The sequence below is a fragment of the Pseudoxanthomonas sp. z9 genome (assembly GCF_006542425.1).
Lineage (GTDB): Bacteria > Pseudomonadota > Gammaproteobacteria > Xanthomonadales > Xanthomonadaceae > Pseudoxanthomonas_A.
Map to the genome: position 1 here is coordinate 33,338 of NZ_VFID01000016.1, position 13,948 is coordinate 47,285.

Sequence of the window (13,948 nt, forward strand, 5' to 3'; positions counted from 1 at the left end):
GTCAGCGTCTGAAGGTCATGCGCAGCAGTGTGTCGTCGTGGCGCACGTGGTGGTGATAGAGCGCCGCCAGCGCGTGCAGCCCGATCAGCCAGTAGCCGGCGACGGCGATGCTTTCATGCCATTCCTTCAGGGCGTCGCCCAGGGTGTCCTGGGCGGCCATCAGCGACGGCAATGCCCAACCGCCCAGCGCGGGCGAGGTGCCTTCCGCGTTGAGCAGCAGGTAGCCGAGCACCGGCGTGACCAGCATCAGCCCGTACAGCGCCAGCGCCATCGCGCCGGCCGCCAGCTTCTGCCAGGTCGGCGGCACCGGCGCGATCGGCGGTGTCGGCGACGATGCCCGCACCAGCAGGCGCAGCAGGGTCAGGCCGAATACGCTGATGCCCAGGAAGAAATGCGCGGTCTTGATCAGCTGGCGCGCATCGCTGCCGCGCGGGAACAGGCCGCGCAGCTCGATGGTGGCGTAGACACCGATCAGCAACAGCAGGGTCAGCCAGTGCAGGGCAACCAGCGACGGACGATAGCGGGCATGGGTCGAGAACATCGGGGCGGCCACGGCGGGATGACGCCGCGAGTATCGGCAGCCCGCGCACGCGGCACATTGATCTCGCTCAAGTCCGGCGCGCTTCCAGCGGGATGATGGCGATAGCGGTATTGCGACTCGCTACGCGGCCTTCTCTTCCCGTGGCGGAAGCCTTCCGTTTTCCGCGGGAGATCTCAGGGCATCGGCGTACCGGTCCCCGTGTCGCCGGGGATGCCTGGCGCCGCATTTGCCGAGGCTGCCGGTGATGCCTGGAAGAACGGGTCGTCGCTCAGGCGGCGGCGTGGCGGCGGCGGGTTGCGCTTCACTTCGCGCAGGAAGCGGTGGTAGCGGAAAGTGGCAACCGTCGCCCGGAAGTAGAAGATGAGGAAGATGAAACTGACCACCAGCCCGGTCGGCATGCCTTCCGCGATCATCATCAGGATCTTGGACAGGGCGAAATAGCACAGCATCAGGGTGGCGGCGATCCGGCTCTTGCGGTAGATGCCGAAGGCGAGGACAGCGACCAGGCCCACGTCCAGCAGGTTCCATAGCTCGGTGCGATTGGCCGAGGCGCCGAATTGCGACAGCAGCGTCAGGACAAGCGTCAATGCGCCGGTGACGCAGGCAGCCACCCAGCCATGCTTGATGGGACGGGCGATTTCTTCGGGAATCTCAATGTCCGGTACCTGCATGGCGGAAATCGCCGCGGCAGGCGTGGAATACGGATTGGTGTCGGTCACGGCATTCTCCCCAGACGCGTGATGGATGGTTGGGTTCAAGCGGGCAGGTACTTGTCCCACAGGCGGTTGCGGAAACGGCGTTGCGGATCGACCCGGCGCTTGAGCGCGGCGAAGGCGGCGGCTTCCGGATAGGCGCGGTGGAACTGCTCGGGCGTGGCATGCAGCCGGTAGGGCAGGTAGTAGCGTCCGCCCAGCGCCAGCGTGGTATCGATGAGTTGCCGGGTCCAGACGCCGGCCGCCTGATCAACCCCGGACCAGGCCCGCTGCTTGTGGTACAGGACGAAAGAAAACACCTCCTGCGGAGCCCACTTGAGCAGCGAGACGGCATCGGCCGGCGAATGCCGGATCGAGATGTTGAGCGCATTGACCTCGTACCGGCGCAGGATCGCCGTCATCCGGCGGGCGAAGATCGCGAACGAACGCACCGGGATGAAGTACTCCTGCAGCAGGTAGGTGGACACCATGCGCGTGCGCGGTTCCAGCGAAGCGGCGTCCAGGCTGGCCTCGCGGTTGCGCATGACCACCACGGGTTCGCGCAGGATGCGATCGGTCTGGAACTTCTCGCGCAACGCACCGCCGCCCGGCAGTTCGGACGCGGTCCAGATCAGGTTCTGCTCGCGTCCGTAGTCGAGGTGGCGTGGCACCAGTCGTTCGGCGAGGGTGAGCGGCTGATCGGTGCGGGTCCAGCTGATCGCGAGGGGCCGGTCGAAATCCGGCGGCATCAGATCGGCGTTGTGCAGCAGGATGCCGGGCCGGGCATGTACTTCCTCGCGGAAGAAGTCCGGATACTCGTCCAGCGCCACCCGCCGCGCGTCGCGCCGGATCGGGAAGTTCTCGTCCAGATCCAGTTCCACCTCGGTGACCACGCCCAGGCCGCCATAGCCGCCCAGCACGGCGGCGAACAATTCGGGTTGCCGCTGGCGATCCAGTTCGTGCGCGGTGCCATCGGCGGTCACCAGTTGCAGCGCACGGACCGAATGCGCCAGCGGGCCCGCGCCGACGTAGCGCCCATGGCAGTTCACCGACAGCGAGCCGCCAATGGAGAAGTTGCTGTAGCTCTGCATGATCCGCACCGCCAGATCATGCGGATCCAGATGATCCTGCAGATCCCGCCAGCACATGCCGGCCTGTACGCGCGCAGTGCGTGCCTGGACATCCAGGTGGAGCAGGCGCCTCATGCCGCGCATGTCGACGTGGGTGGAACCGTCGGCGGCGATCTGCCCGCCCATGCTGTAGCGCGCGCCGCCGATCGAGATCGGCCCGCGGTTCTGGCGCAGTGCCTGCTGGAGGGCGGCGGTGGTGGCGGGGCGGAGTTGGCCGGCGACCGGGATGTGGTCGATGTCGGTGACATCGCTGACCGCGTCGGCATCCGTGTCGTCGCGGCGGCAGCCGGCGGCAGCGGCCATGCCGCCGAATGCCATGGCCTGCAACAGCCGTCGGCGCTGGCGTTCGGTCTCAGTCCGCATCGGCCGCGACATCAGCGGCGAAGCACCAATGCCACGGCTCGTAGACAATGCCGTGCGGGTTGTCGCGCGGGTAACTGAGCGAGAAGCCGAATGCGCCGGCGTTCGCCACCAGCCATGCGAATGCGGCGGTGTCCTCGAAGCTTTCCTCGGCCGCCGGCTCGTCCGGTGCGCCGATGTCCAGCGCCCGTCCGCTGTGATGTTCGCTGTAGCCGGGCGCGGCGTTGACCGAGAGAATCTGTTCCACCGTCTGTCCGCGGGCGAGCTTGCGTTCGAAAATGCCGAGCTGGTAGTCGTGGCTGCGGTAGCCGGAGATCGCCTCCAGCACCACGCCCTCGCGCGCGGCGGCGTCGCGCAGGCCCAGCCAGGCGTGCGCGGCAGCGTGGGTCAGCCAAAGTGCGCGGCGGTAACGGTCGAATCCGGCGAAGGCCAGCGTGTCCGGCTCGGCCACCAGCGGCAGGCCGGTGCGTTCGCCGTAGCCGTCATCCAGGCCCAGTGCATCCAGGTGGTCGCGCAGCGCGTCCAGCGGCAGTTCGCCGGCTTCGCCGCGCCAGGGGCCGCGTCCGCCGCCGTCGTGATCCAGTCGATCCAGCGCGGCTTCGATGCCGGGTTCGCGTGGCAGGCCGGGTATCAGCGGCATCAGTCCCTCGGGCAACTCCGCGGCCAGGTAGCGGCCATCGCGCTTGCGCCGCAGCACCCGCCGGGCGCGGGCGAGGATGCGGGCGTCGGCGTTGCCACGCGCGCGCAGCAGGCCGCCGGGCCACAGTTCCACGTCGGGCGTGTTGAGCAGGCGGGTCTTGAGCGGAACCGGAGGCGTGTGCATGCCCGGCAGCTTAGCGGCGCGGCGCGGAGGCCGCCACTTCGCGCAGACCGTCCAGCAGCTCGCGGGGTTTCTCGGGGCTGAGCAGCACCAGTGGACCGTCCCGCAGCGGCAGCACCAGCACCCGCGCGCGGTCGCTGATCAGGCAGAACGCCTTGGCCTTGTTGCGCAGCCGGTAGTTCCCGGCGGTGAAGGCGGGCAGGCTGAAACCATGGGTCTTCAGGGCGGGCTTGAGTTCGGTGTGCTCGTCGAGATTGACGATGCGGGCCTTGTCCAGATCGAGGGCGCTCACCGGAACCTGTCTGCGGAACATGGTCGCGGTGATTCGCAATTGATCATGTTCCAGTTGGATGCGGCGGCGGCGCAGCAACACGTGCAGGACCACGCCGACCAGCAGCATGAAGGGCAGGGTGAACAGCAGACCGCGCGGCACCGCTTCGCTGGAGTTCCAGAACACGGCGCCCACCGCAATCGCCATCGCGCTGGTCATCGGCAGCCACAGGCCGAGCAGGGTCCAGCGGTCGAGCGGGGCAACGGGAAAATCACGGGTCATGCTCAGTGTTCCTTGATCCAGCGCGCGGTGTCGGCGACGAGTTGCGGATCGACCTGGCCGGGACGCTGGTATTCGGACAACGTGCCGGCGCCTTCGCCGGTGATGCCCAGGTGGTTCAGGGCGGGGTAGTGCTTGAAGGTGGCCTGGCGATCGCCGGCCAGTCCCGTGCGCCAGCGCTGCCAGTCCGTATCGACGACCTGGAAATCGCGGCCGCCCTGCAGCAGCAACAGCGGCAGGTCGAGCGCCTTGGCCTCGGCCACCGGATCGATGGCTTCCAGCGAGCGCCAGTAGCGGGCGGGCAGGCCCAGTGGTGTGTCGGTGGAATCGTCGGGCGCATTGCCGCGCACGTTCGCGATCTGCGCGTCGAGCTTGTCCAGGAACGCCTGCGCCTCCGGCGTCGCCGGGCCCTGTTTCGCCAGCAGGTAGCGGTTCTGCTCCGGCAGGATCGTCAGCAGCGAACGCGCGGGCGCGGCGAACAGGATCAGCCCGGCCACATGGCCGGAGCGTTGCGCGATGCGGGGCGCCAGCATGCCGCCCTGGCTGTGGCCGAGCACGAACAAGCGCTTGCCGTCGATACCCGGCTGGGCGCGCAGGGTGGCGATCGCGGCGACCGCGTCGTCGGTGACTTCGTCATCGACGGTGAACGACTTGCCGCCGGTGAAATCCTGCGGACGCGCCTTGCTGCGCTTCTCGAAGCGCAGCACCGCGATGCCCTGCGCGGCCAGGCCACGGGCGATGTCCAGGAACGGGCGGTTGGGGCCGATGGTCTCGTTGCGATCCTGCGGACCGGAGCCATGCACCAGCACCACGGCGGGGAAGGGGCCGGTGCCCTTCGGCATCGCCAGGGTGGCGGCCAGCGCCTGTTCGCCGCTGCCGACGCTGGTTTCGCGCTCCAGATAGGACGCATCGGCGGGAACCGGCGTGGCGGCTTCCGGGGGGGCCGGCTGCAGCAGGAATCCGGCCACTTTGCCCTGCGCATTCACCGCGACCTGCGCGTTGATGGCGCCGTTGGCGAATTCCAGCCGGATCAAGGCGACCTGCATGCCCTGGTGCGTCGCGACCCCGGGCTCGCCGCGCGTGCGCAACGCGCCCATCTGCGCCGGCAGCGATTCCCACACTGCCTTCAGCTTGTCCTGCGGTACGGCGGTGGCCATTTCCGGCGAGAACATCGCCTCGGCGGCGGTGTAGTCGCCGGCCTGCAGATGATCCAGCAAGCGGTTGGCAAGGATGGCCGGTGCCTCGGCCGCGAGGGTGGCGGGGGAGAACAGCGCGCCCAGCACCAGCACAATCCACAACGGAATCCGCATCTCAGGCCTCCTTCTTGAACACCATCTGCACCGCGGTCATCGGTGCGGGCACGATGATGTTGACCAGCTCCCAACCCTGCGCGCCCTGGCGATTGAGTTCGTTCTGCAGTTCCTCGTGCTTGAGGCCGCCCATCAGGCCGGGCTTCACTTCGATGACCTGGTAGGTCCAACGCTTGCTCATGTCCTTCTCCTTGTCCGGGTCGCGGTGGGCCGCGACCTTGCGCCTGTCGTGGCGCGGTTACTCGTCGCCGCCGTCGGCATCCGGCGAGGGTGACGGTTTGGGCAGGCGCCCGGCCTTGCGCAGCGCGTCGCGCAACACGTATTCGATCTGCGCGTTGAGCGAACGCAACTCGTCATCCGCCCAGCGCTGCGCCGCGTTCAGCACGTCGGCGCTGATGCGCAGGGGATAGGCTTTCTTCTCGGCCACGACGCCTGCCTTCCGCCCGGCTCAGTACAGCGAGCCGGTATTGACGATAGGCTGGGTGCTGCGGTCGCCGCACAGCACCACCAGCAGGTTGCTGACCATCTGCGCCTTGCGCTCCTCGTCCAGCTGCACCACGCCGTTCTTCTGCAGTTCGGCCAGCGCCATCTCGACCATGCCGACCGCGCCGGCGACGATGCGGGTGCGCGCGGCGATCACCGCGTTGGCCTGCTGGCGCTGCAGCATGGCCTGGGCGATTTCCGGCGCGTAGGCCAGGTGGCTGATGCGCGCGTCGATGACCTGTACGCCGGCATCGGCCAAGCGCTCGGCCAGTTCGTTCTTCAGGTGCTGGGAGATCTCGGTGGCGTGGCTGCGCAGGGCCAGCTGGCCTTCCTCGTGCTGGTCGTAGGGATAGCTGGTGGCCATTGCCCGCAGCGCGGATTCGGACTGGATGTGCACGAAGCTCTCGTAGTCGTCCACGTTGTAGACGGCTTCGGAGGCATCGACCACCTGCCACACGATCACCGCGGCGATTTCGATCGGGCTGCCGTCCAGTTCATTGACCTTGAGCTTGCCGCTTTCGAAGTTGCGCACGCGCAGGCTGACCTTCTTCTTGGAATAGAAGGGGTTGTTCCAGCGCAGGCCGTTGTCCTTGACGGTGCCGACGTACTTGCCGAACAGGCTGATCACCGCGGCCTGGTTGGGCTGCACGGTGTACAGGCCGATCAGGCTGAAGAAGGCCAGCACGGCCAGGATGACGCCGGCGGCGATGCGCGCGCCGGAGACGACGCCGGAGTACTTCGGATCGGGACCCATGCCGGTGGCGAACAGCCAGACGGCCAGGGCGGTCACGGCCAGCAGGGCAAGCAGGAAGGGGATGCCGGGCAGCGAGCGGATGGGGTTCTCTTTCATGGTGGTCTCTCCTTGTTGGAAGGAAAGATATCAAAATGATATCAACTGGCAAGTGCCGTCCGTCGGCCGGGAGGGCGGAGGAGCCGGGCCGGTAGAATGCCGCTCCTCCCCGCATCGGAATCCCGCCCCATGGTCGACCTCGGTACCCCGCTCAGCCCCCACGCCACCCGGGTCCTGCTGCTGGGGTCCGGTGAACTGGGCAAGGAGGTCGCGCTGGAGCTGCAGCGGCTGGGCGTGGAAGTCATCGCCGCCGACCGCTACGCCGACGCCCCGGCCATGCAGGTCGCGCACCGGGCGCACGTGCTGGACATGCTGGATCCGGCCGCGGTGCGCGCGCTGATCGCGCGGGAACGCCCGCACGTGATCGTCCCGGAGATCGAGGCCATCCACACCGACACCCTGGTGGCGCTGGAGGCCGAGGGCGCCGCCCGGGTCATCCCGACCGCCCGCGCCGCCCGCCTGACCATGGATCGCGAAGGCATCCGCCGGCTGGCCGCCGAAACCCTGGGACTGCCGACTTCGCCGTACCGCTTCGTCGATACCGAGGTGGAGTATCGCGAGGCCATTGCCGCGATCGGCCTGCCATGCGTGGTCAAGCCGGTGATGTCGTCCTCCGGCAAGGGCCAGAGCACGGTGCGCGAAGACGCCGACATCGCGCCGGCCTGGGAGTACGCGCAGACCGGCGGCCGCGCGGGCGCTGGTCGCTGCATCGTCGAGGGCTTCATCGACTTCGACTACGAAATCACCCTGCTGACCGTGCGCCACGCTGGCGGCACCTCGTTCTGCGAACCCATCGGCCACCTGCAGCGCGACGGCGACTACCGCGAGAGCTGGCAGCCGCAGCCGATGTCGGCGCGCGCGCTGGAAAACGCGCAGGCGGTGGCGCGCGCGGTCACCGACAACCTGGGCGGCTGGGGCGTGTTCGGGGTGGAGTTGTTCGTGAAGGGTGACGAGGTGTGGTTCAGCGAAGTCTCGCCGCGTCCGCACGACACCGGCCTGGTCACCCTGGTCTCGCAGGAGCTGAGCGAATTCGCGCTGCATGCGCGCGCGATCCTTGGCCTGCCGGTTCCGGTCATCCGCCAGCAGGGCCCGTCGGCCTCCTGTGCGGTGCTGGCGCACGGCCATGGCGTGCCGGTGTTCTCGAATGTGAACAAGGCATTGGTGGCGCCGGACACCGCGCTGCGCCTGTTCGGCAAACCGCGCGTGGAGGGCCATCGCCGGGTCGGCGTGACCCTGGCGCGCGCCGCCGACATCGACACCGCCCGCGCCATCGCGCGCGACGCCGCCGAAGCCCTCGGCATCGAACTCAAGTAAGGATCGGACCATGAACGGAAATGAAGGCTACGCGGTGTTCTTCTTCCCGCAGGCGCTGGAAGCGCTGGGCGAGGCGATCAAGCCCTATCTGGTGCAGGTGGAAGGTGGCGAGCCGCACATCCTGTGCCGTGAGATCGACACCGCTGGCGCGCTGATCGAAATGACCCTGGAAGGCCTCGCGCCCGACGGCAAGACCGTGCAGATCGAAGTGATGATCCCCGGCAGCATGGTCAAGATGATCGTCTCCGCCCGCAGCGACGGCGCCATCGGCTTCAGCCCGCGCACGACGGTGGTGGGGTCGTAGGCGCCCGACTTCCCGCATTCGCGACTCACGTCGCTCCCACAGGAAAGTGCCCTTGTGGGAGCGACGTGAGTCGCGACGGAAAAACAGACGGGCAAGGAACAGCGGGGGGAGCACGGTCATCCGTCCCCCTGCGCCGCGCTTGCCTCAATCAGTGTTGCGCACGGTCGCGACTGACGTCGCTCCCACAAGGGAAGAAACAGCCCTCAGGGCTTCAAATCCGCCCACACCAGATGATGATCGCTGCCATCGGCGATGGTGGCGTCCGGCTCGGCTTTCGCGGGCCAGAACACGCCGCCGCCTTCGTAGGCGAAGCCGGTCGAGGGCAGCACGTAGTCCAGCCGCATCGCGCCGGCCTTCGGGCCGAAATCGCCGGTGACGTGGCCGGGCGCGCCGCGATGGGCGATGCCCTTGGCGGCGTAGGCTTCGGCGGTCTCGGCGCCGCCGCGGCTCTGCGGGGTGGCGTGGCGCATCACCCGTGGATGCTCCAGCAGTTCCAGGATCGCCTCGTGGCGGCCGTCGCCATCGACCGGATCGTTGTTGAGATCACCGGCGATGACGAAGCGTGCGTCCTGCGCCAGCCCGCCGCAGACGCCCGCGTCGTCGCACAGCCAGGGCTTGTCGCCGGCACTGATGTACTCGTGCCACAGGCGCAGTTCGTCGTGGTTGCGCGCACCGTTGCGATCCTCCGGGCCATCGAACACCGGCGGGGTCGGATGCGAGACCAGGAAATGCACCACGCCCGAGGGCGTGCGTACCGGCACGTCCCAGTGCGACTTCGACGACAGCCGCAGCTTTGACCACACCTCGTCGCGATACCAGGATTTGCCGGTGGCCGGATCCACCGGACGCGCCGCGCCGGGCAGGGCGCTCCAGCGCAGCAGTTGGAACGTGCGCACCTGCGCGGCATCGATGGGATGCTTCGACAGCACCAGCATGCCGTACTGGCCCGGGTGCAGGCCGTAGCCCCAGGCATCGTTGCCGCGCGCGCGGCCTTCGCCGCCGGCTTCGCCGTTGTTGTCCAGATCCAGTCCGCTGGGCACGCCGGTGTTGACCGGCGCCAGATAGCGGTAGGGATAGCGCAGCGCTTCGCCGCCGCCGGGCTGGGCCACTTCCAGATAACGCTGCTGGAACAGATCCGCCGCCCGATGTGCCTCGTCGTAGTCGAACTCGTTGAGCAGCACCAGATCCGGCCGCACCTTCTGCAGCACCGCGGCGATCTTGCGCGCATGCGTGCTGTCGCCTTCCAGTTCGCGGATCACGCCGCCGGCTTCGTCCGAATACAGCGAGGTGTTGTAGGTGGCCACGCGCAGGCGCGCGGGGCTGTCGGCGAGGGCGGCGGCGGGATCACCGTGCACGTTGACGTTCACGCAGGCCGTGAGCAGGGAAAGCAGGCAGGCGGGCAGGAGGAAGGTTCGCATGCCGCCATTCTGACATGGGCACCAGCGCCGCCGATGACAGCACGGTTACGGATCCGGCGGCGGCTGGAAGTCCCGCCATCCGCGGCCGTCGTAGGCTTCCAGTGGCTGGAAGCGGCGCTTGTAGTCCATCTTGCGGTGGCCGTGGATCCAGTAGCCCAGGTACAGGTGCGGCAGGCCCTCGCGGCGCGCCCAGTCAATCTGGCGCAGGATCGCCAGCGTGCCCAGCCCGCGCGCGGCCAGATCCGGATCGTAGAAGGTGTAGACCGCCGACAGCGCTTCCGGCAGCACGTCGGTGACCGCCACCGCCAGTAGCCGTCCGTGTTCGCGCAGTTCCAGGAAGCGGCTGTTGGCCCAGCTACCGATCAGGAACTGCTCGAACTCGACCGCGCCGTGATCGTCCATGCCGCCCAGCGGGTGCCGCGCGGTCAGGTAGCGCTGGTACAGCGCGACGTGCTCCTCGCTGCGCTCGGCCGCCATCACCCGCACGTCCACGTCCGGATTCTGCCGCGCGCAACGACGCTGGCTGCGATCCGGCTGGAACCGTTCCACCGGAATCCGTACCGCCACGCATGCCTGGCAGCCCAGGCAATGCGGCCGGTAGACGATGTCGCCGGATCGACGGAAACCCCATGCCAGCGCGTTCGGATAGAACATCGGCAGGCGCGGATCGCGCGGATCCAGCACCAGATCGCGCGCGTTGCGATCCGGCCAGTAGCCGCAGGGATGTTCGCCGGTATGGAACAGGCGCAGGTCTTCGGCCGGCTGCGGAGGATTGTTGCCCATCACGCCCCCGCCAGTTTCGGCGCGAGCCAGACGAACAGGCCGCCCGCGCACGCGCCGGCCAGCGCGCCGGCGACCAGATCACGCGGCACGTGCCGGCGCAGTTTCAGCCGCGACCACGCCACCAGCGCGGCGAACGCCAAGCCGGCGATGCCCCAGCCCGGATGGATCTGCGACAGCAGGATCGCCGCGTAGATGACGAAGGCCATGTGCAGCGACAGCTTGCACCATCGCGCACCGAGCATCGCCACCGCGATCAGCGCCGCCGCCAGGATCAGTCCCAGCGCCAGCTGCACCGGCTGGCCGGCGACCCAGCCCAGCACCGCCGCCAGCGCCAGCGCGACCAGCAGGAAGCGGTTCAAGGTCCGGCGTTCCTCGTGCCGGCTGGCGTCCACGTGTTGCCAGCGGCCACGCCGCACCTGCCATCCCGACCAGCCCATCACCAGCGCGGCGAACGCGGCGAAGCCCAACGCCATCCACGCCGCCTCGCGCACGCCCAGGGTGCGTGTCGCCAGCAGCAGCGCCGCCACCGGCAGCACCAGCATCGGGTGTCCGAGGATGGAAACGGCGCGGGCGAAGGCGTGGACCATGCGGCCAGCATACTGCGCCGCCGTCGTCGCGGTGCATGCGACCGGCCGGAAGCTGAATCCGTTCGTCGCCGCGTCAACCGTGGCGGCGGCCGGGCGTTTTCCCGGGCAGTGGCGCAACCGCGCCGCGTGATCAGGAGAACCCGAACATGACCCGCAACAAGACCCTGCTCGTGGTGGCCGTGCTGACCGCGCTCGCCGCCGGTACCGCCTTCGCCGCCACCCAGTCCGCGCCGGCCGCAGGCGCCTCGCGTCCGGTCCTGGACAAGAACGGCGACGGCGTCGTCGATCGCGCCGAAGCCGCCGCGCATCCGCGCCTGGCCGAGCGTTTCGACACGCTCGACAAGAACAAGGACGGCAAGCTCAGCGCCGAGGAACGCCCGCATCGCCGCCACGGCATGGACGGCGGCGGCCACCGTCGTGGCCACGGTGGCCACGGCGGCATGATGAAGCAACTGGACACCGACGGCGACGGCCGCATCAGCAAGGCCGAGGCCGGCAAGCAGCCGCGCTTCGCCGAGCATTTCGCCAGGATGGATGCGAACGGTGACGGCTACGTCGATGCCAAGGATCGCGAGCTGCGCGGCAAGCAGCGTCGTGACGAATGGTTCGCCGGCGCCGACACCGACAAGGACGGCAAGCTGACCCGCGCCGAGATCGACACCGCCGATGCCAACCGGCGCGCGCAGTTCCAGCAGCGCATGCAGGCGCGTGGCGCCGAACGCTTCGCCGCCGCCGACGCCAACAAGGACGGCCGCATCAGCCGCGATGAAGCCAAGGGCAAGTCGCGCCTGGCGGAGCGTTTCGATCAGCTCGACGCGAACAAGGACGGCTTCCTCAGCCAGGACGAACTGAAGCCGCGTTCGCCGCGCTGAGCCGCGCAATCATGGTACCGCACACCGGCCGCCAAGCGCGGCCGGTGTCGTGTCTGCGATATCCCGCCGTTCGGAGTCATGGCCGCCCCCACATAGGGCTGTGATGCCCTTGCGAAAGGTGCCAAGAGCAAATCCCCCTCGGTCCCCCTTCTACGAAGGGAGAGGCAAAGCCTGTTTCCGGTCTGAATCCTGCGCGGCGCACGCGTTTCCGTAAATCGGTGATGGCGGCGGTGGGGCTGGAGCGGTTGGGTCCCCAAGCAAACCGCCTTGTAGGAGCGACGTCAGTCGCGACGAAAAAATCGAAGCGCCGGAACCCGTGTGCGACCGGCCATCCATCCCCGGCAGAACTTCCTGCAATCGGCGTCGACCACGGTTGCGGCTGACGCCGCTCCTGCCTGCACAATCCCTTGTGGGAGCGACGTCAGTCGCGATGGGACATCGAACGGCCGGAAACACCAGGTACGGGCAGGCTCCATCCCGCACGTCCCGAATCGCATGGCACCGGGCTTTCGCTGGCGGACGAATGAAGCGCCCACGGCAACCCGCTCAGAACACCAGCCGCCCACTTGCAATCAACCCATACAGCAGGCCGCCGAACCCCAGCACCAGTCCCACGGTGACCCCGACGATCCGCCACTTGCGCCGGCGCACCGCGTCGGCGGTTTCGGCCACCGGGTCCAACTGCATGTCGCGCGCGCGCCGGCGCGCCAGGATCCGCGGCAGCCAGCGGCTGCACGACCACATGATGCCGCCGCAATAGGCGGCGGTGAGCAGGAGGTGCGGAATCCAGCCCGGCACCTTCTGCAGCGCGAGCGCACCGGCGAGGAACGCCAGGATCATCAGCGTGTTGACGGTGCCGTAGGCAATCAGCGCCCGCCGCTCCCGCGCATCCAGCGGATCGCGCAACTGCTTGCGGATACCGAACCAGACCGAGCCGATGCCGCCGATCAGGCCGACGGCGACCGCACCGAACGATGCGCCCAGCACTTTCAGCAGGCCTTTGCCCGCCAGCGCCGAACCGGTGCCCAGCACCGCCGCGGCGGCGGTCGGCGGCGCGCCCACCGCCAGCGCGCCCAGCACGATGCTGGCGAACGCCGCGCCCGGCGCGCTGCTGCGGGCGAACTCGCCGAAATGCTTCATCAATTCCTCGCGCACGTAACCGCGTGCCCGCGACAGGCGCTTGCGCACCGCCGCATCGGTCAGTCCCAGCAGGTGCGCGACCTGCTGCGAGCTCTGGCTTTCCCGGTAGTACAGCAGCAGCACTTCGCGGCTGTCTTCCGGCAGCGCGGCGATGACGTCGGCGGCCACCCGTTCCTGCTCGGTCTGCAACACCAGCTCGGCCGGCGTGGGCGCGGTGTCGGTGGCCAGTTCGATGGCGATGTCGGCGCCTTCGCCGGTGAGCGGCCGGTACTGCCCGGCGCGCAGGTGGTCGCGCGCCAGATTGCGGGTGATCTGGCGCAGCCACGGCAGCAGGCTGTCCGGATTCTTGAGGCTGCCGAGGTGCTTCCACGCCTTCAGGAAGGCTTCCTGGGCGATGTCCTCGCTGGCGTGCACGTCCCGGGTGATCGCATATGCAATCGCGGTGACGGTGTTCTGGCAGGCGCTGATTATCCGCCCGTAGGCATCGCGATCCCCCCGCTGGGCGGCGGGAAACTCATGGCGCAGGGTCAATTCCAGCGTGGCGGCGGTCATCGGTGGTCGGCTCCCAGGCGGCTATGGAAGCACAGACGCCTGGGGAGACGCGATGTGACCCGGTGCTTTTTTCGCCCCTTCCCCCGCGTGCGGGGGAAGGTTGGGATGGGGGCAAAGTTCCAGCGTTCGCCTGGATGACGGGGTAGGGCAATCCGGAAACCCCGTCATCGTCGTTCCGGCGCGATGCATCGACGTTCGCGGGGGGCGGTACGGGAGCGGGCTGCGGCATTGGCCCCCACCCC

General features: G+C 68.6%; 16 protein-coding genes. 3 read left to right on the forward strand and 13 right to left on the reverse strand.

The genetic code is table 11. The features are described 5' to 3' along the window. Window position 1: 1 nt before the first annotated feature. From FG323_RS18115 to FG323_RS18155, 9 genes are all read right to left on the reverse strand, one after another. Entirely contained in the window at window positions 2–541 is a 540-nt protein-coding gene (locus FG323_RS18115) for a cytochrome b/b6 domain-containing protein (protein WP_141456125.1), read from the reverse strand. A 173-nt stretch (window positions 542–714) separates the two neighbouring features. After that, window positions 715–1,260, reverse strand: a complete 546-nt coding sequence (locus tag FG323_RS18120; RefSeq protein WP_141456126.1) for a hypothetical protein — start codon at window positions 1,258–1,260, stop codon at window positions 715–717. A gap of 35 nt (window positions 1,261–1,295) precedes the next feature. Then, window positions 1,296–2,726 (reverse strand): FAD-binding oxidoreductase, encoded by a 1,431-nt coding sequence (locus FG323_RS18125; protein ID WP_255470230.1) that lies wholly within the window; start codon window positions 2,724–2,726, stop codon window positions 1,296–1,298. After that, window positions 2,716–3,546: a M15 family metallopeptidase gene (locus FG323_RS18130; protein ID WP_141456127.1), complete on the reverse strand. Its 831-nt coding sequence runs from the start codon at window positions 3,544–3,546 to the stop codon at window positions 2,716–2,718. Before FG323_RS18130 ends, FG323_RS18125 begins: the two co-directional genes overlap by 11 nt. A 10-nt stretch (window positions 3,547–3,556) precedes the next feature. Continuing rightward, on the reverse strand, window positions 3,557–4,096 hold the full coding sequence (locus FG323_RS18135; protein WP_141456128.1) for a PH domain-containing protein: 540 nt from the start codon (window positions 4,094–4,096) through the stop codon (window positions 3,557–3,559). Between the two features lie 2 nt (window positions 4,097–4,098). Then, window positions 4,099–5,403 (reverse strand): alpha/beta fold hydrolase, encoded by a 1,305-nt coding sequence (locus FG323_RS18140; RefSeq protein WP_141456129.1) that lies wholly within the window; start codon window positions 5,401–5,403, stop codon window positions 4,099–4,101. Between the two features lies 1 nt (window position 5,404). After that, a complete protein-coding gene (locus FG323_RS18145) occupies window positions 5,405–5,584 on the reverse strand; it encodes a DUF4177 domain-containing protein (RefSeq protein ID WP_141456130.1) in 180 nt (59 codons plus the stop codon). Window positions 5,585–5,641: 57 nt separating this feature from the next. Next, complete coding sequence (locus tag FG323_RS18150; RefSeq protein WP_141456131.1) at window positions 5,642–5,830, reverse strand: Arc family DNA binding domain-containing protein; 189 nt, start codon at window positions 5,828–5,830, stop codon at window positions 5,642–5,644. 21 nt (window positions 5,831–5,851) lie between these two features. Next, window positions 5,852–6,736 carry an SPFH domain-containing protein gene (locus FG323_RS18155; protein ID WP_141456132.1) on the reverse strand — a complete coding sequence of 295 codons (885 nt, stop codon included), beginning with the start codon at window positions 6,734–6,736 and terminating at the stop codon, window positions 5,852–5,854. A gap of 129 nt (window positions 6,737–6,865) precedes the next feature. Between FG323_RS18155 and purT the strand changes: the two genes are divergently transcribed. Both purT and FG323_RS18165 read left to right on the forward strand, forming a co-directional pair. Beyond that, window positions 6,866–8,050, forward strand: coding sequence for a formate-dependent phosphoribosylglycinamide formyltransferase (gene purT / locus FG323_RS18160; RefSeq protein ID WP_141456133.1), 1,185 nt, complete (start codon window positions 6,866–6,868; stop codon window positions 8,048–8,050). 10 nt (window positions 8,051–8,060) lie between these two features. Then, window positions 8,061–8,354: a hypothetical protein gene (locus FG323_RS18165; protein ID WP_141456134.1), complete on the forward strand. Its 294-nt coding sequence runs from the start codon at window positions 8,061–8,063 to the stop codon at window positions 8,352–8,354. 203 nt (window positions 8,355–8,557) lie between these two features. Here the strand turns inward: FG323_RS18165 and FG323_RS18170 are convergent, their stop codons facing one another. The 3 genes from FG323_RS18170 to FG323_RS18180 are packed head-to-tail and all read right to left on the reverse strand — an operon-like array spanning window position 8,558 to window position 11,142. Further along, window positions 8,558–9,772 (reverse strand): endonuclease/exonuclease/phosphatase family protein, encoded by a 1,215-nt coding sequence (locus FG323_RS18170; protein ID WP_141456135.1) that lies wholly within the window; start codon window positions 9,770–9,772, stop codon window positions 8,558–8,560. 45 nt (window positions 9,773–9,817) lie between these two features. After that, complete coding sequence (locus FG323_RS18175) at window positions 9,818–10,555, reverse strand: arginyltransferase (protein WP_141456136.1); 738 nt, start codon at window positions 10,553–10,555, stop codon at window positions 9,818–9,820. Beyond that, a complete protein-coding gene (locus tag FG323_RS18180; RefSeq protein ID WP_141456137.1) occupies window positions 10,555–11,142 on the reverse strand; it encodes a phosphatase PAP2 family protein in 588 nt (195 codons plus the stop codon). The genes FG323_RS18175 and FG323_RS18180 overlap by 1 nt, the downstream gene beginning before the upstream one ends. 146 nt (window positions 11,143–11,288) lie before the next feature. Between FG323_RS18180 and FG323_RS18185 the strand changes: the two genes are divergently transcribed. Beyond that, window positions 11,289–12,014 (forward strand): calcium-binding protein, encoded by a 726-nt coding sequence (locus FG323_RS18185; protein WP_141456138.1) that lies wholly within the window; start codon window positions 11,289–11,291, stop codon window positions 12,012–12,014. 546 nt (window positions 12,015–12,560) lie between these two features. Here FG323_RS18185 and FG323_RS18190 read toward each other — a convergent pair. Then, complete coding sequence (locus tag FG323_RS18190) at window positions 12,561–13,706, reverse strand: RNA polymerase sigma factor (protein WP_141456139.1); 1,146 nt, start codon at window positions 13,704–13,706, stop codon at window positions 12,561–12,563. Window positions 13,707–13,948 lie beyond the last annotated feature (242 nt).

Bases quoted from the DNA above. Each gene is read 5' to 3' on its own strand.
- FG323_RS18175 (WP_141456136.1), bottom strand. From the start codon at position 10,555: ATGGGCAACAATCCTCCGCAGCCGGCCGAAGACCTGCGCCTGTTCCAT.
- FG323_RS18155 (WP_141456132.1), bottom strand. From the start codon at position 6,736: ATGAAAGAGAACCCCATCCGCTCGCTGCCCGGCATCCCCTTCCTGCTT.
- FG323_RS18140 (WP_141456129.1), bottom strand. From the start codon at position 5,403: ATGCGGATTCCGTTGTGGATTGTGCTGGTGCTGGGCGCGCTGTTCTCC.
- FG323_RS18180 (WP_141456137.1), bottom strand. From the start codon at position 11,142: ATGGTCCACGCCTTCGCCCGCGCCGTTTCCATCCTCGGACACCCGATG.
- FG323_RS18170 (WP_141456135.1), bottom strand. From the start codon at position 9,772: ATGCGAACCTTCCTCCTGCCCGCCTGCCTGCTTTCCCTGCTCACGGCC.
- FG323_RS18125 (WP_255470230.1), bottom strand. From the start codon at position 2,726: ATGCGGACTGAGACCGAACGCCAGCGCCGACGGCTGTTGCAGGCCATG.
- FG323_RS18165 (WP_141456134.1), top strand. From the start codon at position 8,061: ATGAACGGAAATGAAGGCTACGCGGTGTTCTTCTTCCCGCAGGCGCTG.
- FG323_RS18145 (WP_141456130.1), bottom strand. From the start codon at position 5,584: ATGAGCAAGCGTTGGACCTACCAGGTCATCGAAGTGAAGCCCGGCCTG.
- FG323_RS18135 (WP_141456128.1), bottom strand. From the start codon at position 4,096: ATGACCCGTGATTTTCCCGTTGCCCCGCTCGACCGCTGGACCCTGCTC.
- FG323_RS18185 (WP_141456138.1), top strand. From the start codon at position 11,289: ATGACCCGCAACAAGACCCTGCTCGTGGTGGCCGTGCTGACCGCGCTC.
- FG323_RS18190 (WP_141456139.1), bottom strand. From the start codon at position 13,706: ATGACCGCCGCCACGCTGGAATTGACCCTGCGCCATGAGTTTCCCGCC.
- FG323_RS18130 (WP_141456127.1), bottom strand. From the start codon at position 3,546: ATGCACACGCCTCCGGTTCCGCTCAAGACCCGCCTGCTCAACACGCCC.
- FG323_RS18115 (WP_141456125.1), bottom strand. From the start codon at position 541: ATGTTCTCGACCCATGCCCGCTATCGTCCGTCGCTGGTTGCCCTGCAC.
- purT (WP_141456133.1), top strand. From the start codon at position 6,866: ATGGTCGACCTCGGTACCCCGCTCAGCCCCCACGCCACCCGGGTCCTG.